Raw genomic sequence first — 22,578 nt, 5'->3', positions numbered from 1 at the left:
CGATTCACCGCTCCGGCGCGATTCGGTCAGCACTCAACCCCGTCGACGGAAGCCACTGCGGCGCAGACCCAAACAGCTGTCGGAAAGCCCGATGCTGTTCGAGCCCGCGGGCCGCGGCGGCGCCGTCGTCCCGATCGGTCGACGTGGACGTGCCCGGGACGTGCCCCGCGGGACCTCGGGTGCGGTCGTCGCGGTCACCGATGACGCAGGTACCCGTGACGACGATTCCCCTGCGGCACAGACCGACCCGGTCGCGCGAGAGCGGGCGATCGGACTCGCCAGACGACTCCGACTCGCACGTCCCGTGGAGACACGGAACGCACGCCGCAGCGCCAACGGTGTACTCACGACCCAGCGTTGGCGGGGTGGCTCCGATGAGCTCGATCTCGACGCGACCCTCGAGGCACTCATCGGCAACCCGATTCCCGAGGACGACGACATCCGCGTGCGCGAGCGCGTCCGGCGCCGACGCTCCATCGTGCTGGCGGTCGACGTGTCCGGCTCCGCCCGCGGCGAGCAGGTCCGCACCGCGGCCGCGACAGCCGGCGCACTCGCCGGTGAACTCGGTCGCGACGACCTCGCCGTTATCGCCTTCTGGTCCGACGCCGCGCTCATCGTCCCTCTCGGCCGACCGGTCACCACCGAACAACTCGTCGACGAACTCCTCGCACTGCCCGCACAGGGCCTGACCAACGTGGCCTTCCCGCTGCAGACCGCCCTCGAACAGCTGGCCGGCGCACCTCGCGCAGACGCTCGCGTGATCCTGTTGAGCGACTGCGTCCACAACGCGGGACCCGACCCCCGGGACGTGGCCGGCCGACTCCCCCGTCTCGACGTGCTGCTCGACATCTCGGGGGAGCACGACGCCGAACTCGGGAAGGACTTGGCGCTCATCGGCCGGGGCCGGTGCCGGCCGATCCGGGACCACCACGACGTGGTGCCCGCACTCCAGGCGATCTTCGCCTAGGCGGTGGCGGATAACCGCCCTTATCACATGGCCCCGACAATCTATTGCCGTCGAATACGGTTGCACAACAGTATTTTTGGTCTTGCCATGCGTTCCCGTTCGTGTACACTCGAACGTACATTCGCAGCAACGGCTCTCGCCGGGGGGGGTGGCCGTCATGACAGATACCCAACGGCACGACGGCACCGACGCGCCGACCCCTCGTGCGGTCGAGTTGGTGGCCGACCTGCATGCGATCCTCGACGAACTGCAGACCGTGGACCTGTCTCCGTGTACCGATGCCGAACTCACCGAGGTCGCAGCCGACACCGAACGCGCCATCGCGCGACTGACCGTGGCCGGTGACCGGCAGATCGATCAGGCCGAGGCCCGCGACCTTCCCCGCAAGACGGGCTGCCGCACGCTCATGCAGTTCATGACCCACCGGCTGCGGGTATCCAACCCTGTGCGCCGCCGTAAGCAGATGGACGCCACCGCCACCCGCACCAGCCTGGGTGGCGAGGTCCTACCACCCGAACACCCCACCCTGGCCGAAGCATTCGCCGCAGGGTCTGTCGGCAGCGCGCACGTCCAGGCCGCCCTCGACGTCCTCGACCAGATCCCCCACGCCGTCGAACACGACGTGAAAGTCGCTGCCGAACGGCAGATGGCCGAGATCGCTGCCGATCACACACCGGCCGACATCACCCAGCTCGGTGCGCGGTTGCTTGCTCATCTCGACCCGGACGGCACCCTGTCCGACGACACCGACCAGAAACGGCGCCGCAACCTGTGGATCGGCCGCCAACGCGCCGATGGCACCGCGAAGATCTCCGGCACCCTGACCCCCGAACTAGTTGCCCGGCTTACGATGATGTTCGCCGTCTGGGGCAAACCCGGACTCAACAACCCCGACGACCCCAACTCACCCAGCGGACCCGCCGGCACCGCCGACCCCGACGCCCTCGCGCTCGCAGCCGATCGTGACGGCCGCACCCTCGCCCAGACGAATCACGATGCGCTCGACGCCGCACTCACCGCCGGCTTCGCCGACGGGATTCTCGGAACATCGCACCGCGGCCTGCCCGCCCATCTGATCATCAAAGCCGACCTCAGTGACCTGATCCGCGAAGCCGGACTCGCCACCACCGCCACCGGAACCCTGCTGCCCATCGCTGACCTGATCGCGATGGCCGGCGAGGTTCAGCCGTGGCTGGCGATCTTCAAAGATCACACCGCCGTGCCCTTGTACTTCGGTAGAGGCAGACGTCTGGCCACCCGCGAACAACGCCTCGTCTCCTTCGCCCGCCCCGACGGGGAAGTGTGCTCGGCGCCCGGTTGCGATCAGCCCGCCACCCACGTCGAACTCCATCACGCCCACAAGGATTGGGCCAAGGGCGGTCTCACCGACATCGACGACCTCGCCCCGGCCTGCCCCCGCCACAATCGGATGGTCGGCGACCAACCCGGGCAATACACCACCCGGATCGTCCGGTCCGGCCCCGACGAAGGCCGCTGCGTCTGGCAACTCAATGCCGAACCCGGAGCACCACCCAACGAACGCATCAACCGCCGACCCGACATACCCCGGCGGTTCTCAGAACATCTGAACACCGTGCGCACCGAGATCCACGGACCACCAACCCGGCCCGACGATCAAGCACGCCAATCATGGCTGACAATCAGCCACGTCATCGACGTCCGACCACCCCGACCCGGACCACCCCCACCCCGACCTTCCCTCGTCGAAGCACACCTCATGGAGCTACTCGCCACCCTTTGAACCATGCACAACGACAAAGGGACCCATCCCGAAGGATGGGTCCCCTGTCTTGCGATGGACTCTGTCTCGCGATGAACTGTGACGAGCTGAGATCAGCCGAGTACCAACGACTCTCCGTCGGCACTGACGTTGACCGGCACCACGTCACCGTCGCGAATGTCTCCGGCGAGCAGTTGCTTGGCGAGCTGGTCACCGATGGCCTGCTGCACCAACCGGCGCAGCGGGCGCGCACCGTACAGCGGGTCGAATCCACGTGCGCCCAGCCATTCCTTGGCCTTGAGCGACACCTCGAGGTCGAGGCGACGCTGCGCGAGGCGCTTCTTGAGCTGGCCGAGCTGGATGTCGACGATCGACACCAGTTCCTCCGGGCTCAGGGCATCGAAGATCACCACATCGTCGAGACGGTTGATGAACTCCGGCTTGAACGCCGACCGCACCGCCATCATCACCTGGTCCTTGTCGCCACCCGCACCGAGGTTCGAGGTGAGGATCAGGATGGTGTTGCGGAAGTCCACCGTCCGGCCCTGGCCGTCGGTCAGTCGGCCTTCGTCCAGCACCTGCAGCAGTACGTCGAAGACGTCCGGGTGCGCCTTCTCGATCTCGTCGAACAGGACCACCGTGTACGGACGACGCCGCACCGCCTCGGTCAGCTGCCCGCCGGCCTCGTACCCGACGTAACCGGGCGGGGCACCGACGAGCCGTGCGACGCTGTGCTTCTCGCCGTACTCGCTCATGTCGATCCGAACCATCGCCCGCTCGTCGTCGAACAGGAACTCGGCGAGCGCCTTGGCGAGCTCGGTCTTGCCGACACCGGTGGGGCCGAGGAACATGAAGGAACCGAGCGGCCGGTTCGGGTCGGCGACGCCTGCGCGGGCACGACGCACCGCGTCGGACACCGCCTGCACCGCGTCCTTCTGGCCGATGACCCGGTGCCCCAGTTCCTCTTCCATGCGCAGCAGCTTGGCGGTCTCGCCCTCGAGCATGCGTCCGGCCGGGATTCCGGTCCACGCCGACACGACCTGGGCCACATCGTCGGGTCCGACCTCCTCCTGCAACATCACGTCCTGCGACGGATCGGTGCCGGTCTTCTCGATCGCGGCCTCGAGTTCCTTCTCCAGTCCGGGGATCGTGCCGTACCGCAGCTCGGCAGCCCGTCCGAGGTCACCGTCGCGCTCGGCCCGATCCGCCTCGCCGCGAAGCCGTTCCAGCTCCTCCTTGAGGTCGCGGACCGCGTCGATGGCGGTCTTCTCCGACTGCCACCGGGCGGAGAGCTCGTTGAGCTTCTCCTTCTGGTCGGCCAGCTCGGCGCGCAGCTTCTCGAGCCGCTCCTTCGACGCCGCGTCGGTTTCCTTCTCCAAGGCGACCTCTTCGACCTCGAGACGGCGGACGATCCGCTCGACCTCGTCGATCTCGACGGGGCGCGAGTCGATCTCCATCCGCAACCGCGACGCGGCCTCGTCGACGAGGTCGATGGCCTTGTCGGGTAGGAAGCGCGAGGTGATGTACCGGTCGGACAGCGTTGCGGCAGCGACCAGTGCGGAGTCGGTGATGCGCACACCGTGGTGCACCTCGTACCGGTCCTTGAGGCCGCGGAGGATGCCGATGGCATCTTCGACCGACGGCTCACCGACATACACCTGCTGGAAGCGACGCTCGAGTGCGGCGTCCTTCTCGATGTACTTGCGGTACTCCTCAAGGGTCGTGGCACCGACCAGCCGCAGCTCACCACGGGCGAGCATCGGCTTGATCATGTTGCCGGCGTCCATCGCGGAATCGCCTGTCGCACCGGCACCCACGATCGTGTGCAGCTCGTCGATGAAGGTGATGACCTGTCCGGCCGACCCCTTGATCTCGTCGAGCACGGCCTTCAGGCGCTCCTCGAACTCGCCTCGGTACTTCGCGCCGGCGACCATCGATCCCATGTCGAGGGAGATGACGGTCTTGTTGCGCAACGACTCCGGCACGTCGCCGGCGACGATGCGCTGGGCGAGGCCTTCGACGATGGCGGTCTTGCCGACACCGGGCTCACCGATGAGGACCGGGTTGTTCTTGGTCCGTCGGCTGAGCACCTGTACGACGCGCCGGATCTCGGTGTCGCGGCCGATGACCGGGTCGAGCTTGCCCTCGCGGGCGGCCGCGGTCAGATCGGTCGAGTACTTTTCGAGAGCCTGGTAGGTCGATTCGGGATCCTCGGAGGTGACCCGCGCACTGCCGCGCACGGCGACGAATGCCTCGCGCAGAGCCTGCGGAGTCGCACCGAGGTTGTGCAGCAATTTGGCGACATCGGAGTCACCGGTCGCCAGACCGACGACGACGTGCTCGGTCGAGACGTACTCGTCGTCGAGTTCACCGGCCAGCTGCTGGGCTGCGGTGATGGCCGCGATCGATTCGCGGGATAGTTGAGGCGTCGAGCTGGCGCCGGACACCGTCGGCATGCGATCGACCAATGCCTGGGCCTGCGCACGAACGCTCGACGGGTCCACGCCCACTGCCTTCAGCAGTGGCGACGCGATGCCGTCGGACTGATCGAGCAGTGCCACGAGGATGTGGGCCGGTCGCACGTCGGGGTTTCCAGCACTGGCCGCCGCCTGCACAGCAGAACTCAATGCTTGCTGCGTCTTGGTGGTGGGGGTGAAGCTGTCCACTCGCGTACACCTTTCTCTTTAGTCCAACAGGCTCAAGTATGAGCCATACGCGGTCTACAACGCCAACAGAGTTGAGTCCATTCCGCTCATGTTAACTGGTGGTGTGATCTGCATCACTCCTTCCGCGTCAGCGAGCAGGTCCGCTCTCCGCGCGTATCCGACCTCCGGCAGCGTCGATGGGCACTATTGATGCATGACCGCAGACAGCTCCGCACCGGAGAACGCGACACCGTCCGATTCTGACGCGGACTCAGCAGTGATCTTCGTACTCTTCGGGTCGACCGGCGACCTCGCGAAGCGGATGGTCCTGCCGTCGCTGTACGAACTCCACCGCCGCGATCTGCTCCCCCGCGGATGGCAGCTCATCGGCAACGGGCGGGGCGACCGCACCGACGACGAGTTCCGACAGCACGTCAAGGATGCGATCAAGGAGTTCGGTGCGGACGGGTCGGGCTCGTCGGACGAGTGGACATCGTTCGCCGAGACCATCCGGTTCGCCGGCGGCGGGTTCACCGCGGACGACCCCGGCCGTCTGCTGGAGGTGATCGACGCCGCCCGCAACGCCGTCGGGGACACCGCTCAGCTGGTCCACTACCTCGCCCTCCCGCCGACCACTTTCGTCGACTACACGAAAGCCATTGCCGCGCATGGTCTCGCGAAGGGTTCGCGGGTCGTCTACGAGAAGCCGTTCGGGACGTCTCCCGACGGATTCCGGGCACTCGACGAAGCGGTGCACGAATCCCTCGACGAAAAGCAGATCTATCGGATCGACCACTTCCTCGGGAAGGAGAGCACCCAGAACCTGCACGTCCTGCGATTCGCCAACGGACTGTTCGCCGGGGTGTGGAACCGCGAGCACGTGGCCGAGGTCCAGATCGACGTCCCGGAGACCCTCGATATCGCCGACCGCGCCGCGTTCTATGACGCCACCGGGGCCTTCCTGGACATGATCGTCACGCACCTGTTCCAGGTGGCGGCCGAGGTCGCCATGGAACCTCCGGCGTCGCTCGGCGCCGACGACCTGCTCGACGCGCGGGAGTCGGTCATCGCGGCCTTCCGTCCGCTCGACCCCGCCGAAGTCGTCTACGGCCAGTACGAGGGGTATCGCGACACCAAGGGGATTCCGGACGATTCCACCACCGAGACGTATGCGGCAGTCCGCCTCTGGGTCGACACCGACCGCTGGCACGGCGTCCCGTTCCTGCTCCGGACCGGCAAGATGCTCGACCACAGCTCGCAACGACTCAGCCTCGTGTTCCGCGCCCCCACTGACGGTCCGCTGACCGATACCCCGGAGGACGGCACCGTGCTGACCTTCGACCTGGCCGGTGACGGTGCCATCGATCTGGCCGTCACGGTCAAGGAACCGGGGTCGGGCACCGACCTGTCCGTCGCGCACATGACCGAACAACTCGACGAGGTGGCCGACGGCCTGTCGCCGTACGCACGACTCATCGTCGACGTGCTGCGCGGTGACCGATCGCTGTTCACCCGGCCCGACGGCCTCGCCCACGTGTGGGAGGTGGCCGCGCCGGTGCTGGACAATCCGCCTGCTCCGCAACCGTATGCGGCCGGATCGACCGGCCCCGCGGCCGCCGACGACCTGTGCGGCGGGTCCGGCTGGATCTGAGGCGCGCCGGCTCTATTCGCCGAGGCGCCGATCGAGATTGATGGCCGCGCTGATGAGGGCGAGGTGGGTGAACGCCTGCGGCATGTTCCCGAGTTGTTCGCCGGTGAGACCGACCTGCTCGGCGTAGAGACCCAGGTGATTGGCGTGGGTGAACATCTTCTCCAACGCCAGCCGGGCGTCGCCGAGCCGGCCGGTCCGGGTGAGCGCTTCGACGTACCAGAACGAGCAGAGCGAGAACGTCCCCTCGGCTCCGTCGAGGCCGTCGTGTCCGCCGTCGGTGTCGTACCGGAACACCAGGGAGTCGCTCACGAGCTCTTCCTCGATCCGCTCGAGGGTGCGGACGAAGCGCTCGTCGGTGGGTGACAGCAACTTCACGGCGGGGATCAGCAGCAGCGCCGCATCCAGACGGTCGGAATCGAGGGTCTGGACGAACGCCCCCACCTCGTCGTTCCAGCCGCGCTCCATGATCTGCACGAAGATGTCGTCGCGCGCCTTCATCCAGCCGGCGATGTCGCCGGGTAGTCCGCGCTGCCGGCTCATCCGGATCATCCGCTCGAGGGCCACCCACGACATCACGCGCGAGTAGACGTAGTCCTGCGGCTTGCTGCGCACCTCCCAGATGCTCTGGTCCGGACGATCCCAGTTGTCGACGAGCCACCCGGCCACCGTGCACAGATGGGTCCAGGCCCCGTACGAGATCCCCGGTCCGTATTTGTTGTAGAGGTACACCGAGTCGATGAGCTCGCCGTAGATGTCGAGCTGGAGTTGGTCGGCGGCGGCGTTTCCGATCAACACCGGGGAGGTTTGCCGGTAGCCCTCCCAGTGGTCGAGTTCGGTCTCCTTCGGTGGTGGATCCCCGTCAAGGGTGTACATCAATCGCAGCGGCCCCAGATCTCCCGACTCGTCGGCACCGTCGTCGAACCGGCAGGTCAGCCAGTCCATGAACGCGCCGGCTTCGTCGGTGAACCCCAACCGGAGCAAGGCATACAGCGTGAACGCCGCATCGCGGATCCACACGTAGCGGTAGTCCCAGTTCCGTTCGCCACCGATCTCCTCGGGAAGCGCGGCGGTCACCGCCGACACCACTGCCCCGGACGGTTCGTGCGTCAGCAGTTTGAGTGTGAGCGCCGACCGATGCACCATCTCCCGCCACCGGCCGGTGTACGACGACCTCGACACCCAGTCCTGCCAGAAGGCGACCGTCGCGGCGACGACGGCGGGCGAACTGTCGTGGTCGAGAAGCTCGTCGTCGACGGGGTCGGGCGCGAGGACGAACGTGACGCACTCGCCGGTTTCGACGGTGAAATCGGCCTGCGCATCCCGGTCGTCCATCGTGTCGACATCGACCGTCGATACGAGATGCAGCACCAAGCCGTCGGTCTCGAAGCGAACCCGACGCCCGTCCTCGACGACCAGCTTGTGTGCCTCACGGCCGTAGTCGAATCGCGGTGCGATCGTCACGCGAAATCGGACGGAACCCCGGACACAGGAGATCCGACGGATGATCCGCGTCCGGTGGTCGGGGTCGTGTGGTCTCGCGATCGGCATCAGGTCCTGCACCTCGGCGACGCCGTCCTCGCTCAGGTAGCGGGTGACGAGCACGTTGGAGTCGGGCAGATAGAACTGGCGCGTGGTGACGTCGCCGTCCACCGGTTCCACCGTCCAGGCGCCGCCTCGTCCGGCGTCGAGCAACGAGCCGAAGACGCTCGGCGAGTCGAATCGCGGACAGCAGAACCAGTCGATCCGCCCATCCACCCCCACGACGGCCGCCGTCCGCAGGTCACCGATCACGCCGTGGTCGGCGATCGGCAGATAGTCGCTCGCGGAGTCAGCCGTCGTGGCGCCGTCGCATCGGGAAGTCGGATTCGCGTCCTCGCCGGATTCGGTCGCGGTGCTCATGGCGGCCATTCGTCGCCTGGCCCCTCCCGGATGGGCCGACATCCTCGCACCCCGTGCTGAACTCTGACGTGCTCGGCTGTCGTCTTTTAGTCGCACGTGAAACAAGCGGACAGCCGACGCGCACGGCCGCCCCAATTTGCAGCCGACTTCAGGTCCGGTCCCCCTCGATGGACCCGCCTCAAGGTCCGGCTCGCCCGTTAGGCGCCCCGCGACGCTGACAGTTGCGTTCCCAGGGTCACGGAACCCGCTATGACGACCTCTACTAGGATTCGCGCATGACGAACCCGAGGCACCACCGTGGCGCTTGAAGATGGCGTGTTTGGCCGCTACCGAATAGTTTCCAAGATCGGCCAAGGCGGAATGGGACAGGTCTTTCGAGCCTTTGACACCCAGACCAATCGCGAGGTTGCGCTGAAAGTCCTGCCCTCGGAGTTCGCTGACAATGACGAGTTTCGGACTCGGTTTCAGCGTGAGGCAGACTTGGTAGCCGGACTTCGCGAACCGCACATCGTTCCGATTCATGGATTCGGCGAGATCGAGGGCCGCCTTTTCCTCGATATGCGACTCATCGACGGCGTCGACGCACGTTCCATGCTCGAGTCCCAAGGCCCCATGAGTCCGGAACGGGCACTCGGCATCATCGACCAAGTGGCCGCTGCCCTCGACGCCGCGCATTCAGTCGGACTGGAGCACCGGGATGTTAAGCCCGAGAACATACTCATAGGTCAACGCGACTTCGTGTACCTGATCGACTTCGGCATCGCCCGCGCTGTCGACAAGACAGGCTTGACTCGCACCGGCCTGGCTGTCGGAACTTTCGCATACATGGCACCCGAGCGTTTCGGAGGAAACTCAGACCACAGGTCCGACGTATATTCCTTAACTTGCGTTCTGTACGAATTGCTGACCGGCGCTGCGCCATTCTCCGGCAACAGCATGGAGCAACTTATTGCCGCTCACTTGCACCAATCCCCACCGAAGCCGACGGAACGTCAGCCGTCATTGCCTGCATCGATCAACGACGTAGTCTCCCGCGGAATGTCAAAGGCCCCCGAATTGCGATATGCCTCGGCTGGAGAACTGGCCGATGCCGCGCGGCAGACTCTGACCGGAGGTGAGCATTCCGCAGCCGCTGGCGGGCGGGCACCGGTGACAGTGCTGTCGGGGGAAGCAACCAGCGGGCGACAGGACCCATTGCCTCACGATCCTGCTCGCCGAGCCCCCACTGAAGACGCACCCAGCCGCCGTCCGAGATCCGGCCAATGGGTACTGGGTGGAGTGGTTGTCGTTGTTGTCGCTATTTCACTAGTTGTTGGATTGAGCGTGACGCACGGCGAGGGCGGCAGCCCGTCAACGCTGGAAGCTTCCACGCCCGTCAAGAGTGGAGCCGATGCACCCGCCGGCTCAGCGGAACCACCACCCGCCGGGGGGAGTCAGACCGGACAGAACGTCGAGGTCGCCGGATTCACGCAGATTGGCACCGAAGTCTCGGTGCGTCTTCGGAATCCGAACCAAGATCTCGGACTGATCCGAAGCCCGTTCGAAGCGACCCTTCTCGGTGAATCCGGTGAGGTAATCGCCACGATTGGTCAGGGTGGGCTCCCCGGCGCAATCATCAATACGATTTATCAGCTGCCGCCAGGGGGCGATTACGGTATCAGCGTTCCTGCACCTGAAAACTCGATGGTGAAGTCCGTCGAAATTGTGACATTGGGAACCTGGCACGAGTGGGGTTCCGTTGGTCCTCCGGAAGTCACCGTCAACGGGCCCGCAATCGCCGATCAGTCCTCCACGTACGGGCCCGGTGTCACGGGCCGGATTTCGTTGGAAGGCGGCGTTCCGAGCAACGTCGTCGTCACGGCCTTCGTACGAACTTCAAAGGGAACAGTCGTCAGCAACGTAATCGTCGACTGCGTAAAGGTCGCTCAACCCCGTGCGTTCCAGACGTCTAGCTTTATACAGGTCAGCGGCCCGTTTGAGCTCGAGAAGGTCGTCGCTTACCCGACCGCGGTTGAGGGCGTGGAACCGTCCTACAAAGCCTGCTGAGCGACCCTCGTTGCGGGCGAGTTCGCGATTCCGCCAACTGGAACACCCCGATATCGGACACTCGGATCCAGAATCACCCTCGACCGAAGGACGCACCCGTTGACGACAAGCGACGTGAGCACGAGCACGGCAGACGACGCCGCCACCATCTTCGCCGACGCCAAGGCCTACACCGACGAGCCGCGCCTGTACGCGGCGATGGCATATCTGCGGGCACACAATCCGGTACCGCGCGTCGACCACGGCCCCTACCGACCGTTCTTCGCCATCACCAAGCACGCCGACATCATGGACATCGAGCGCGACAACACCCTGTGGCTGAGTGAACCGCGTCCCGTGCTGACCACCGCCGCCGCCGACGATGTCGCACGGGCGCAGCTGGAATCCGGTGCGGGCCTGCGCACCCTGATCCACATGGACGATCCGCACCACCGCAAGGTCCGCGCGATCGGCGCCGATTGGTTCCGGCCGAAGGCCTTGCGCGACCTGCAGACCCGCGTCGACGAGCTCGCCAAGCGCTACGTCGACCGGATGCGCGACATCGGACCGGAATGCGACTTCGTCGAGGAGGTCGCGGTCGGCTTCCCGCTGTATGTGATCCTCTCGCTGCTGGGCCTGCCCGAAGCGGACTTCCCCCGAATGCATCAGCTCACGCAGGAACTGTTCGGCGCGGACGACGTCGAATACCGGCGAGGGGCAACACTCGAGGAGCGGATGGCGACGCTTCTGGACTTCTTCGCCTACTTCAACGAGCTGACCGCGTCCCGACGCGCTCACCCCACCGAGGACCTGGCCTCGGCCATCGCCAACGGCCTCATCGACGGGGAACCCCTGTCCGACGTCGACACCGCGTCGTACTACGTGATCGTGGCGAGTGCGGGCCACGACACCACCAAGGACGCCATCTCCGGCGGTCTGCGCGCGCTGATCGAGAACCCCGCCGAGCTCGACCGTCTCCGCCGCGAACCCGAGCTCATCGGCACCGCGGTCGAGGAGATGATCCGGTGGACCACGCCGGTCAAGGAGTTCATGCGCACCGCCGCCGCGGACACCTCGGTCCGCGGCGTACCGATCTCGAAGGGTGAATCCGTCTATCTCGCTTACACTTCGGGCAACCGGGACGAGGAGGTCTTCGACGACCCGCACACCTTCGACGTCGGCCGCTTCCCCAACAAGCACCTGTCGTTCGGCTACGGCGTCCATTTCTGCCTCGGCGCCGCGCTGGCGCGGATGGAGATGAGAAGCTTCTTCGCCGAATTGATCCCGAGGCTCGATTCCATCGAACTCGCCGGAACACCCGAACTCGCCGCGACCGTCTTCGTGGGAGGACTCAAACACCTTCCGATCCGGTACTCGCTGCGCTGACGGCGAGCGAGACCCGTTCGTCGTAGAAGCAGATGAGGTCGCGCACGGGCTCGGCATCGGTCAGCGGGTCGGTGTACGTCCACGCGACGTCGGGCACCACATGGTCGCCGACGACCGCCGACCAGTAGGTCGCCTGGCCCTTGTACGCGCACACCGTCACGGTGTCCGACGGCACGAGAAGGTCCACCCGGACGTCCTCGCGCGGAAGGTAGTGGCGCGGCGGCAGATGGGTTTCGAGCAACAGGGTCGGGCGGCGGCTCTCCGCCAGGACCGTGTCACCCACCGTCACCACCACGTGTCTGCTGGTGGCAAGGCAGTCGATGCGCTGGAACGGATCGTGCGGGTGACCGATCGCCGTCTGGTCCTCTTCGCGCCATTCGTCGAACGCCGACCAGTCCAGGAGAACGTGGCCGGCGAGGTCCGGATCCCGCGGGCGGAACCCGGCGCCGCGCAGCGTTCGTCCGTCGGCGTGCAGGTCGTAGACCGTACCGGGTGTCGTGTGGATCGCGAACGGGTCGTCGGGCGTCAGGATCGGCGCATGCTCGGCGACGGCGTCGACCACCTGCGGATCGCCGAGCGGCGCAACGACATCGGCAATCGGTACCGCATAGCATCCGAGCACCCGGTAGGGCTCCCACACCTGGATGGCCGACGTCGAATCGACGACGACCTGCCCGTCGACCAACGCGCGCACCCGCCTGCGCATGTCGGCCCAGCGCAGCGAACCGAGTCGGGACATCGTGAGTTCATCCATCGACGTGGCCATGGTCCGATGGTCCTCCGATCACGCGGCACGCGCCAGGCCGCATCGGGTTCCCGGCAGTTCGCCGGTGGCGCCCAAGCGACCGTTCGGCGAGGCAGCGAAGAAGTCGTCCACCTCAGCTCCGTGGAAGGGCACCATGGTGACCGCTTCGAGACCCCACGGCACGGCTCGACGAGACCCGGCGGCGCGACGATGAGCAGGTGACCAGCCCGTCGGACACCGACCGCACCCGCTCCGGCGCAGGCGACGCCGAGTGGAATCGCGCCCAACGCGACGAGACCGAAACGCAACGGCTGGACCGCAACTGGAATTCGCTCCTCCAGGAGCTCCGCGTCGTGCAGACGGGAGTGCAGATCCTGACCGGGTTCCTGCTCACCCTGCCGTTCCACGACGGGTTCGAGGAACTCGGCGGCACACTCCGCGTGATCTACCTGATCACCGTGTCGTGCGCGGTCGGTGCGGCCATCCTGCTCGCCGCACCGGTGGCCCTGCACCGCGCGCTGTTCCGGCAGCATCAGCTCGCGCTGATCGTCACCTACGCGCACTATCTCTCGTTCGCCGGACTCACCCTGTTGGGACTGGCGCTGTCCGGCGCGGTCACGGTCGTCTTCGGTGCGACCGCCGGCCCGGTCCCGTCGGCGATCGCCGGGGTCGTCACGCTTGTCGTGTTCTCCCTCGCGTGGCTGATAGTCCCACTGTGGCTGCGCGCGGCGACCGGTTCGCCGGATGATTCCACCGACGAGACCCACCATTGACAGCGTTCACCCGCCCGGGGTACGCAGACGCAGTGACCGTCGCACCGAGTTTCATCGAGAACCGCTACGACGAGGTGACCGTGCTCGCGTCGTCGCACGGCGGCGCGTTCCCCTACGGCAACTCCGTCGTGGTCCGCGGCTCCGCCGGCACTCTCGTGATCGATCCCTCGCTCGAGGTCGACCACGATCCCGTGCAACCCGAGGCGGTGATGATCAGCCATGCGCACGAGGACCACATCGCCGGTCTCCGGTACTTCGCCGCGGACATCTTCGCCCATCACGCCGACGTCGACGGCGTGCGCTCCCTGCAGGTCCTCCTCGACAACTACGGTCTGACCGACGAGCAGCGAGCTGGTGTCGACGCCCAGATCGGTGACACCTTCGACCTGACGCCCGGCTTTCCCGACGCCGCCGGAGTCGACGATGGGCACGTCTTCGACCTGGGCGGCGTCACGGCAACGGTCGTACACCTGCCCGGCCACACCGCGGGGCATTCCGGCGTACTCGTCGAGCCCACCGGCTTCCTCTATCTCGCCGACATCGACCTCACCTCGTTCGGCCCGATGTACGGCGACCTGGGGAGCAGCGTCGACGACTTCCTGGCGTCGATCGCGCGGGTCCGGGACATCGACGCCCGTTGGTACGGGACCTTCCATCAGAAGGGTGTCGTCACCGGCGCCGACGACTTCCGCGCGCGGCTCGCGGACTATGAGGGCGTCATCCGTCGACGCGAGGACCGGCTGCTGGAGTTGCTACGCCACCCGCGCACCGTCGACGAGATCATCGTGGAGCGACTCGTCTACCGGCCGCATGTCCGGCTGCCCTTCGTCGACGCGGTGGAGAAGCGAACCGCCGAACTCCATCTCGAACGGCTGATGCGCCACGGGCAGGTCATGCGCTCCCCGGAAGGTGTCTACCACCGCACATAGACGATCGCCTGCTCTCCGCACGTTTACCGAATGTCCGGTTCGGTCACCCTGTGTCGACGACACGAGCGAGAGTGAGGAGCTATAAGTGCCCACCGACACCATGCGCCCGAACAGCTGGGACTTCGGCCTGGACAGCGCGATCCCCGACCTCGGCAGCTCCGGCGACGTCGAGGTCTCGTCAACCGATTTCAGCGACACCTACTACGACACCGAGGACCGGGACCTGCTCGCGCACGGTACTTCCGTCGTCTTCCTCGACGGCGGGGACGAGGAGGGCCGGGAATCGGGGTGGCGGGTCACGACACCGTCCCCCGGCGAGATCATCACGGAGCGGGTCGACGCGCCCTCCACAGCCGTGCCGTCGGCGATCGCCGATGCCCTGTGGGGTCTGAGCGGCGGCAAACCGTTACGCGTGGCGGCGATCGTGCACACGCACCGGACCCGCCACCGGCATCTCGACGCGACGGGGGAACACGCCTACGACGTCGTCGACGACACCGTCTCGGCCACGGTCACCGGCCCGGTGGCCACCGCGACGTCGTGGCGCGAGGTCGGGGTGCAAGCGGAGTCGAACGCGATCCCGAAGAGTGTGCGCAAGCGGATGGCCGGGGCCGGCGCGCGACCCGCGTCGGCATCGTCGACCTTCGAGCGCGCGATCGGCCACGAGGTCCCGCGCCCCGCTGCCCCTGCGTCGCCCGCCGCGGGCGCGGTTCTCGACTACGTCCGGGAACAGATTGCGACGATCTTCGCCGGTGACGTCGCCCTCCGACGCGGCGCGAACCCGGTGCACGGCGTCCGTGTGGCCATCCGGCGGCTGCGCAGCACGCTGCGGACTGCCGCTCCCCTCTTCGTGCCGGACGGTCTGTCGGACCTCGACACCGAACTCCAGTGGTTCGCGGGTGTGCTCGGCGAGGTGCGCGACCGTGAGGTCTTGCGCGCGCGATTCGCCTCGGCGGTCGCCGATCTCCCTGACGAGTTGGTGCTCGGGCCGGTCGCGGCACGGATCGAGGAGGAGCTCTCCGCGCAGCAGCACCATCACCGGCAGACCGTCACCGACGAGATGCGGTCGGACCGGTACCGCGGACTGTTGTCGACCCTCGGGACCTGGAACGAGTCGGTCCCGCTCGCCGACGACCAGATCTCGACGAAGCAGGTACGTCAGATCGCCACTCGCGCGGCGCGCAAGGCGGACAAGCGTCTTGCGCACGCGCTGGAGACCGGGAACGAGGAGGACCTCCACCGGGCACGCAAGGCGGCGAAACGGGCCCGGTACGCGGGTGAGCTGGCCGCGCCGGTCGTCGACAAGTCGATGGGTCGGTCGCAGGCCAAGCGATACAAGAGGATTCAGACCGTCCTGGGCGAACACCAGGATTCCGCGGTGGCCGCCCGCGCGCTCCGTGAACTCGGCGCGGGCGCCGGAGTCCGCAAGGGAGAGAACGGCTTCACCTACGGGATCCTGTATCAACGTGAACTCGCCGCCGCTGCCGCGGCGCGCGAAGCCGTGCTGTCCGGGAAGAACTGACGTCGGCCGCGCCGCCCGCTACGACGTCTCGAGGATCGCGCGCCGCAGCTCGGTGTGATCGTCGAAGAACGTCGTCGCCGGTCCGTACCGCCGGAAGGTGTCACTACCCCGGCCGGTGACCACGACGACATCGTCGTCACCGGCCATGGTCGTGGCGATCGCGAAGGCGGCCTGCCGGTCGGGTTCCTCGATGACGAGCGCCGACGCCGCGCGGCGTGCACCCCGGAGCACCCGGGCCCGGATGGCATTCGGGTCCTCGTCTTCCGGGCTCTCATCGGTCACGATCACCACGTCGGCGTACTGTGCCGCGACCTCGCCCAGGGGTTCTCGCTTGCCCGGGTCACGCCCGCCGGTCGCGCCGACGACCACGATCAGTCGCCCGCCCTCGGTCAGCGACCGCAGATACGGGAACAGCGCATGCTGACCAGCGGTGTTGTGCATGTAGTCCACGATCGCCCGGTAGGGCTGCCCCGCGTGCACGGGTTCGCAGCGGCCCGAGATGCCGGTCACCGCCGAGATCCCCTCGGCCGCGGCAGCGAGGTCGACGCCGTCGGCCACCGCGGCGGTGAGCGCGAGCAGGGCGTTGCCGACCTGGTGCGGACCCAGCACCTGCAGGCCCATCCGGGCCCGCCCGTGCGGCGTGTGGACGGTGAACTCGGTCCCGAGCCGGCCGGTCCGGATCTCGGTGGCGACGACATCGGCATCCGGGCGGGAGGTCGAGCACGTCCAGGTCTCCGTCGTGGTGCCCGTGGCCAGTCGCGCGCCCCAGGCGTCGTCGATGTCGATCACGGCGATCTGCGTCCGTTCGGCGGTGAATATCGCGGCCTTGGTCGCGAAATAGTTCTCCATCGAGTCGTGATAATCCAGATGATCATCGGACAGATTGGTGAACGCCATCACCCGGAACACCGTGCCGTCGACCCGCCCCTGGTCGATTGCGTGAGACGAGACCTCCATGGCGCAGCAGGTGACGCCGTGGCGCCGGAACATCGCCAGTGTCCGTTGCAGCAGCGGCGCCTCCGGCGTCGTGCGCAGCGGGACGACGTCGCATCCGGGTCCTCGGATGCGCGCGCCGGAGATGAGTCCGGCGGCCTCACCCCCCGCAGCCAGCGCGGCGTCGACGAAGTGAGTGGTGCTGGTCTTCCCGTTCGTTCCCGTGACACCGAAGACCCGCAGGTCTCGCGACGGCTCGCCGTGGAACCAGGAGCTCAGCGGCCCCATCACGCGACGCGGTTCATCGACGAGAAGTGAGGGCAGCCGAAACGCCGGCCGGTCGCTGATCACCAGCACGGCACCGGCGGCGGCCACCTCTCGCTCGAAGTCGAGTCCGTGCCAGCGGCTGCCGGGTATCGCCAGGTAGGCGTCCCCGGGACGGATCGTCCGGGAATCGTCGTCGATGTCGCGGACGATGATCGAACCGACGTCGGGTCCGCCGACGATCGGCGTTCGGAGATGGTCGGCGATCTGCGCAACGGTGAGCTGCGCACCCGGATGGGGGTCCATCCTGCGACTCCGATCCGGGTTCATCGCGCCGAGGTACCCGGGCCGCGGGCGAGCCCAAACCTCGACGTCGGGGTGCCGTTCGGTCGGTATCCGCCCCGGTACCGAGCAAAGCTCGGCAATCGGACATGGACCGCCCGGTCGGGCGCAACTGTGACACGCTTCACATACGTTCGGAAACGTTGTGACACTTGCTCTTTGCCGACTCGACCAGGGCCGATTCCCGCCGAGGTGTTACATCTGCCCTCGTCGTGGCAACACTCGGGTTGTAGCCCATCCCGACCCGCACCAGAGGGGAGCAAGAACCGATGACCGTTTCCACCACCACCGTTCACCAGCAACTTCGCGCGATCCTCGCGCTGACCCACACCGAGATCCAGATCGCCGAGACCCGGCAGGCCCAGGCACGCACCGACGCCATCCGCAAGGAACTCGCACAGAATGCCGAGAACGCACGCGAGCGTGCCCTGACCATCGAGAACGCGCTGCGCGACCGCGGCGGCCTCGTCGATGTGGTCCGACCGGTCCTCGGCCGCTTCGGAGCCGTCGCCAAGACCCTGGCCGAGCAGGCCCAACCGCTGGACGAGGCCCTGCTCGACGACCTCGCGCTCGAACAACGACTCGTCGCACGCGCCACCTACCTGAAGGCATTGGCCACCGGCCAGGAGGACCAGGCACTCGTCGCGCTGGCCGATCAGCTCATCGACGCGCACACCGCCACTGTCCACTGGCTCACCACCGTGCTCGCCGAGGAGGCGCTGGGTGGCCCGGCTGCCCTGCGTCGCGGGCCCTCGCAGTGGGCCAGCGGCCTCGCCGCACGCGCTCTCACCGCTCCCGCACTCGGCGCATCGTGGGCGATCGACCGGACCGCCGAATTCGCCCGCCAGCTGCCCGACCCGGTGGACTCGATCCGCAGCCGATTCGGGCGCGCCGTCGACGACGCATCGGAGACCGCGGCGCGGGCGACCGACGCCGTGAGCAACGCCGGCGCAGCCGTCTCCAAGACGGTCGCGGCGGGACGCGACGCGGCCCTCGAAGCCGTCGAGGACAGCGCCCGCGACAATGGCGCCGACGGTGCCGCCGACGCGCTCCACCAACTGCGCGAGATCACCGGAACCGTTGAGGCCGAGGACCTCCCGATCGAGGGATACGTCGACCTCAACGTCACCGACGCGGTCGCCGCGGTCAAGGAACTGACCAAGCCGGCCGACCTGCGGGTCACCCTCGCCTACGAGGAAGCACACAAGAACCGCCAACGCGTGGTCTCGGCGATCGAGATCCGATTCGCCGAACTCGCGAAGGACCTGGTCGGCATCGACAGCTGATCGCTCCGCACCGACCCGACGGCCGCCATCCATCTGATGGCGGCCGTCGTCGTGTGCGGACCGGAAAGGAATTTGGATCAGATCCAGAAAAACCGTGCGCGGTCGCGACGACGCCCCTATGGTGGGTCACGTGGCATCGACATCGGACTATGCCCAGCAACTCCGGGCCGCAGATCTTCGTGTCACCCAGCCGCGGGTGACGGTGATGCACGCCGTCGACGATCACCCACACGCCGACACGGACACGATCTACCACGCGGTGCGCGAAACCCTCCCCAAGGTCTCACGTCAGGCCGTCTACGATGTGCTGCACGCCCTGACCGAGCGCGGTCTCATCCGCCGAATCCAACCGTCGGGTTCGGTGTCGCGCTATGAGTTTCGTACCGGAGACAATCACCATCACGTCGTCTGCCGCGCCTGTGGCGCGATCGCCGACGTGGATTGCGCAGTCGGGGAAGCCCCATGCCTGACCCCATCCGAGGACCACGGTTTCGCGCTCGACGAGGCCGAGGTCATCTTCTGGGGACTCTGCCCCGAGTGCGTCAGCACGGCCCCGACCTGATCGCACCCTGTGATCATTCAGCCCATCAGCAGTTCCCCCTCGAAAGGAATGTCGTGACCTCCGACAGCCGCCCGCCCAATTCCGACGAGCAGACCCGTAGCAACAGCGAGAGCGAGAACCCGGTCATCTCGTCGCCCGAGCCGAAAGCTCATGCGCCGCTGACCAACAAGGACTGGTGGCCCGAGCAGATCGACCTCTCGATCCTGCACGCACACTCCTCGCTCTCCAACCCGCTCGGTGAGGATTTCGACTACTCGGCGGAGTTCGCGAAGCTCGATGTCGAGGCCCTCAAGGCCGATCTCGTCTCGCTCATGACCACCTCGCAGGACTGGTGGCCCGCCGATTACGGCCACTACGGCGGCCTGTTCATCCGCATGAGCTGGCACGCCGCCGGCACCTACCGCATCTTCGACGGCCGCGGTGGCGGTGGCCAGGGTGCGCAACGCTTCGCCCCGTTGAACAGCTGGCCGGACAACGCGAACCTCGACAAGGCACGCCGCCTGCTGTGGCCCATCAAGCAGAAGTACGGCACCAAGCTCTCGTGGGCCGACCTCCTCGTCTTCGCCGGCAACGTGGCGCTGGAATCCATGGGCTTCAAGACCTTTGGATTCGGTTTCGGCCGCGAGGACATCTGGGAGCCCGAGGAGGTCTTCTGGGGACCGGAGGATGCCTGGCTCGGTACCGACAAGCGGTACTCGGGTGAGCGGGAGCTCGCGAAGCCGCTCGGCGCCACCACGATGGGTCTCATCTACGTCAATCCCGAGGGCCCCGAGGGCAAGCCGGACCCGATCGCCGCAGCCGAGGACATCCGCGAGACGTTCAGTCGCATGGCGATGAACGACGAGGAGACCGCCGCCCTCATCATCGGCGGTCACAGCTTCGGCAAGACCCACGGAGCCGGCAACGCCGACCTCATCGGACCCGAGCCCGAAGGCGCACCCATCGAGCAGCAGGGACTGGGCTGGAAGTCGGGTTACGGCAAGGGGAAGGCCGAGGACACCGTCACCAGTGGCCTCGAGGTCGTCTGGACCTCCACCCCCACCCAGTGGGGCAACGGCTTTCTCCAGAACCTCTACGGCTACGAGTGGGAGCTGACCAAGAGCCCCGCCGGCGCCTGGCAGTACGTGGCGAAAGACGGTGCGGGAGCAGGAACCATCCCCGATCCGTTCGGCGGACCCGGGCGCGCCCCGACGATGCTGGTCACCGACGTGGCACTGCGTGAGTCGCCGATCTACGCCGACATCACCCGCCGCTGGCTCGACCATCCCGAGGAGCTCGCCGAGGCCTTCGCGAAGGCCTGGTACAAGCTGCTCCACCGCGACATGGGACCGGTCAGCCGCTACCTCGGTCCGTGGGTTCCCGAGCCGCAGATCTGGCAGGACCCGGTGCCCGCCGTCGATCACGAACTGATCGACGACGCCGACATCGCCTCGCTCAAGAGCACTCTGCTCGACGCCCTCTCGCCGACGCAGCTGGTGAAGACCGCGTGGGCATCGGCTGCCAGCTTCCGCAGCACCGACAAGCGCGGTGGCGCCAACGGCGCACGCATCCGCCTGGAACCGCAGAAGAACTGGGAGATCAACGAGCCCGGCGAACTGGCCAAGGTGCTGCCGGTCCTCGAGCAGGTCCAGAAGGACTTCAACGACTCGGCGTCGGGCGGCAAGAAGGTGTCGCTCGCCGACATCATCATCCTCGGCGGCGCGGCCGCGGTCGAGAAGGCCGCGGAGGCGGCCGGATTCCCGGTCACGGTGCCCTTCACCCCGGGTCGCACCGACGCGTCGCAGGAGAGCACCGACGTCGACTCGTTCGAGGTTCTCGAGCCACGCGCGGACGGGTTCCGCAACTACAGCAAGGGCGGCGAGAAGACACCGCTGGAGTCGCTGCTCCTCGATCGCGCGTACATGCTCGATCTGACCGCGCCCGAGCTGACCGCGCTCGTCGGCGGTCTGCGCGTGCTCGACGTCAATCACGGTGGCAGCAAGCACGGCGTGTTCACCGACCGCCCCGGAGTCCTGACGACGGACTTCTTCCGGAACATCGTCGACATGAACACGGAGTGGAAGAGCGGCTCCGACGAGAACGTCTACGAGGGAACCGATCGGGCCACCGGTGAGAAGAAGTGGACGGCAACGGCTTCCGACCTCGTCTTCGGTTCGCACTCTCAGTTGCGTGCCCTGTCGGAGGTCTACGCCCAGGACGACTCGGCGGAGCGATTCGTGAACGACTTCGTCAAGGCGTGGGTGAAGGTATCGAACAACGATCGGTTCGATCTGGCCTGATCAGCCACGGCCGTCACGACACAGAACACCCCGCGGGCCCGTTGCCCGCGGGGTGTTCCGCATTCAGCAGCCCTTCAACTCGGCCGAGCTAGGTTCACGGTGTGGACACCATCAACGGGCTCCCCCTTCACCCACTCCTCGTGCACCTGGTCGTGGTCCTCGTTCCCCTGACCGCGCTGATGGCGATCGCAGGTGTGGTGTGGCCGGCCGCGCGTCGTCGGCTCGGCATCCTCACCCCGCTGGTCGCGCTGGGCACCCTCATCGCGGTCCCGCTGACCACCTCCGCGGGCGAATCGCTGGAGGAACAGGTGCCCGCGAGTGCGGCGGTCGAACGTCATGCAGGCCTCGGTGACCAGCTGATCTACTGGGTCGGACCTCTCTTCGCCCTGACCGTGCTGTGGTGGGCTGTGCACGACGACCGGTTACTCACCGCCGTCCGCACGAGGGTGTCCAGAACGACGATCCCGACGAGCCGACCCGTCGCCATCGCTCTCGGCGCGCTGCTCGTCGTCGTGGCCGTGGTGTCGGTGATCATGGTGTACCGCATCGGCGAGAGCGGGGCACGCGCCGTCTGGACATGAGACGCGCGGGGTCGACGGGTCCGCGGGCTGCGACCCCAGCCGGTGATA

At 67.1% G+C, this 22,578-nt stretch carries 17 protein-coding genes; 12 read left to right on the top strand and 5 right to left on the bottom strand.

The genetic code is table 11. From position 1 onward, the window contains the following. Nucleotides 1–91: 91 nt before the first annotated feature. Nucleotides 92–967, top strand: coding sequence for a VWA domain-containing protein (locus AB4Z55_RS06770; protein WP_369519439.1), 876 nt, complete (start codon nucleotides 92–94; stop codon nucleotides 965–967). A gap of 157 nt (nucleotides 968–1,124) precedes the next feature. Continuing rightward, a complete protein-coding gene (locus tag AB4Z55_RS06765) occupies nucleotides 1,125–2,729 on the top strand; it encodes a DUF222 domain-containing protein (protein ID WP_369519438.1) in 1,605 nt (534 codons plus the stop codon). Between the two features lie 92 nt (nucleotides 2,730–2,821). On the opposite strand, the gene clpB is transcribed toward AB4Z55_RS06765, so the two are convergent. Further along, nucleotides 2,822–5,374: an ATP-dependent chaperone ClpB gene (gene clpB, locus AB4Z55_RS06760; RefSeq protein WP_369519437.1), complete on the bottom strand. Its 2,553-nt coding sequence runs from the start codon at nucleotides 5,372–5,374 to the stop codon at nucleotides 2,822–2,824. Between the two features lie 193 nt (nucleotides 5,375–5,567). On the opposite strand from clpB, the gene AB4Z55_RS06755 reads away from it, so the two are divergent. Then, complete coding sequence (locus AB4Z55_RS06755; protein WP_369519436.1) at nucleotides 5,568–7,004, top strand: glucose-6-phosphate dehydrogenase (NADP(+)); 1,437 nt, start codon at nucleotides 5,568–5,570, stop codon at nucleotides 7,002–7,004. A gap of 12 nt (nucleotides 7,005–7,016) precedes the next feature. Here AB4Z55_RS06755 and AB4Z55_RS06750 read toward each other — a convergent pair whose 3' ends face one another. Beyond that, nucleotides 7,017–8,912, bottom strand: a complete 1,896-nt coding sequence (locus AB4Z55_RS06750) for a glycoside hydrolase family 15 protein (RefSeq protein WP_369519435.1) — start codon at nucleotides 8,910–8,912, stop codon at nucleotides 7,017–7,019. A 288-nt stretch (nucleotides 8,913–9,200) separates the two neighbouring features. Between AB4Z55_RS06750 and AB4Z55_RS06745 the strand changes: the two genes are divergently transcribed. Together AB4Z55_RS06745 and AB4Z55_RS06740 are read left to right on the top strand one after the other, a co-directional pair. Beyond that, nucleotides 9,201–10,949, top strand: coding sequence for a serine/threonine-protein kinase (locus AB4Z55_RS06745; RefSeq protein ID WP_369519434.1), 1,749 nt, complete (start codon nucleotides 9,201–9,203; stop codon nucleotides 10,947–10,949). A gap of 114 nt (nucleotides 10,950–11,063) precedes the next feature. Next, complete coding sequence (locus tag AB4Z55_RS06740) at nucleotides 11,064–12,314, top strand: cytochrome P450 (protein ID WP_369519433.1); 1,251 nt, start codon at nucleotides 11,064–11,066, stop codon at nucleotides 12,312–12,314. Here the strand turns inward: AB4Z55_RS06740 and AB4Z55_RS06735 are convergent. Beyond that, nucleotides 12,280–13,080: a DUF427 domain-containing protein gene (locus AB4Z55_RS06735; protein ID WP_369519432.1), complete on the bottom strand. Its 801-nt coding sequence runs from the start codon at nucleotides 13,078–13,080 to the stop codon at nucleotides 12,280–12,282. The two genes, AB4Z55_RS06740 and AB4Z55_RS06735, sit on opposite strands and share 35 nt — an antisense overlap. An 18-nt stretch (nucleotides 13,081–13,098) precedes the next feature. Next, entirely contained in the window at nucleotides 13,099–13,242 is a 144-nt protein-coding gene (locus AB4Z55_RS06730; RefSeq protein WP_369519431.1) for a hypothetical protein, read from the bottom strand. A 35-nt stretch (nucleotides 13,243–13,277) separates the two neighbouring features. On the opposite strand from AB4Z55_RS06730, the gene AB4Z55_RS06725 reads away from it, so the two are divergent. From AB4Z55_RS06725 to AB4Z55_RS06715, 3 genes are all read left to right on the top strand, one after another. Next, nucleotides 13,278–13,832, top strand: coding sequence for a DUF6328 family protein (locus tag AB4Z55_RS06725; RefSeq protein WP_369519430.1), 555 nt, complete (start codon nucleotides 13,278–13,280; stop codon nucleotides 13,830–13,832). 32 nt (nucleotides 13,833–13,864) lie between these two features. Further along, nucleotides 13,865–14,761, top strand: a complete 897-nt coding sequence (locus AB4Z55_RS06720) for an MBL fold metallo-hydrolase (protein ID WP_369519429.1) — start codon at nucleotides 13,865–13,867, stop codon at nucleotides 14,759–14,761. An 85-nt stretch (nucleotides 14,762–14,846) separates the two neighbouring features. Continuing rightward, the gene (locus tag AB4Z55_RS06715) at nucleotides 14,847–16,283 is read left to right on the top strand and encodes a CHAD domain-containing protein (RefSeq protein WP_369519428.1); all 1,437 of its coding nucleotides are present in this window, start codon (nucleotides 14,847–14,849) and stop codon (nucleotides 16,281–16,283) included. A gap of 18 nt (nucleotides 16,284–16,301) precedes the next feature. Here AB4Z55_RS06715 and AB4Z55_RS06710 read toward each other — a convergent pair whose 3' ends face one another. Beyond that, nucleotides 16,302–17,786 (bottom strand): Mur ligase family protein, encoded by a 1,485-nt coding sequence (locus AB4Z55_RS06710; protein WP_369519427.1) that lies wholly within the window; start codon nucleotides 17,784–17,786, stop codon nucleotides 16,302–16,304. A gap of 305 nt (nucleotides 17,787–18,091) precedes the next feature. On the opposite strand from AB4Z55_RS06710, the gene AB4Z55_RS06705 reads away from it, so the two are divergent. The 4 genes from AB4Z55_RS06705 (at nucleotide 18,092) to AB4Z55_RS06690 (ending at nucleotide 22,530) form a co-directional block, all read left to right on the top strand. Continuing rightward, nucleotides 18,092–19,108 (top strand): hypothetical protein, encoded by a 1,017-nt coding sequence (locus AB4Z55_RS06705; protein WP_004019143.1) that lies wholly within the window; start codon nucleotides 18,092–18,094, stop codon nucleotides 19,106–19,108. A gap of 130 nt (nucleotides 19,109–19,238) precedes the next feature. Further along, the gene (locus AB4Z55_RS06700) at nucleotides 19,239–19,670 is read left to right on the top strand and encodes a Fur family transcriptional regulator (RefSeq protein WP_174316841.1); all 432 of its coding nucleotides are present in this window, start codon (nucleotides 19,239–19,241) and stop codon (nucleotides 19,668–19,670) included. A 53-nt stretch (nucleotides 19,671–19,723) separates the two neighbouring features. Further along, on the top strand, nucleotides 19,724–21,949 hold the full coding sequence (gene katG, locus AB4Z55_RS06695; protein WP_239401602.1) for a catalase/peroxidase HPI: 2,226 nt from the start codon (nucleotides 19,724–19,726) through the stop codon (nucleotides 21,947–21,949). A 101-nt stretch (nucleotides 21,950–22,050) separates the two neighbouring features. Next, complete coding sequence (locus tag AB4Z55_RS06690; protein WP_248643636.1) at nucleotides 22,051–22,530, top strand: DUF2231 domain-containing protein; 480 nt, start codon at nucleotides 22,051–22,053, stop codon at nucleotides 22,528–22,530. Nucleotides 22,531–22,578 lie beyond the last annotated feature (48 nt).

The sequence above is a fragment of the Gordonia sp. ABKF26 genome (assembly GCF_041103195.1).
Lineage (GTDB): Bacteria > Actinomycetota > Actinomycetes > Mycobacteriales > Mycobacteriaceae > Gordonia > Gordonia terrae.
The sequence above is the reverse complement of the archived record's forward strand: the minus strand, read 5'-3'. Positions and strand labels throughout refer to the sequence as shown.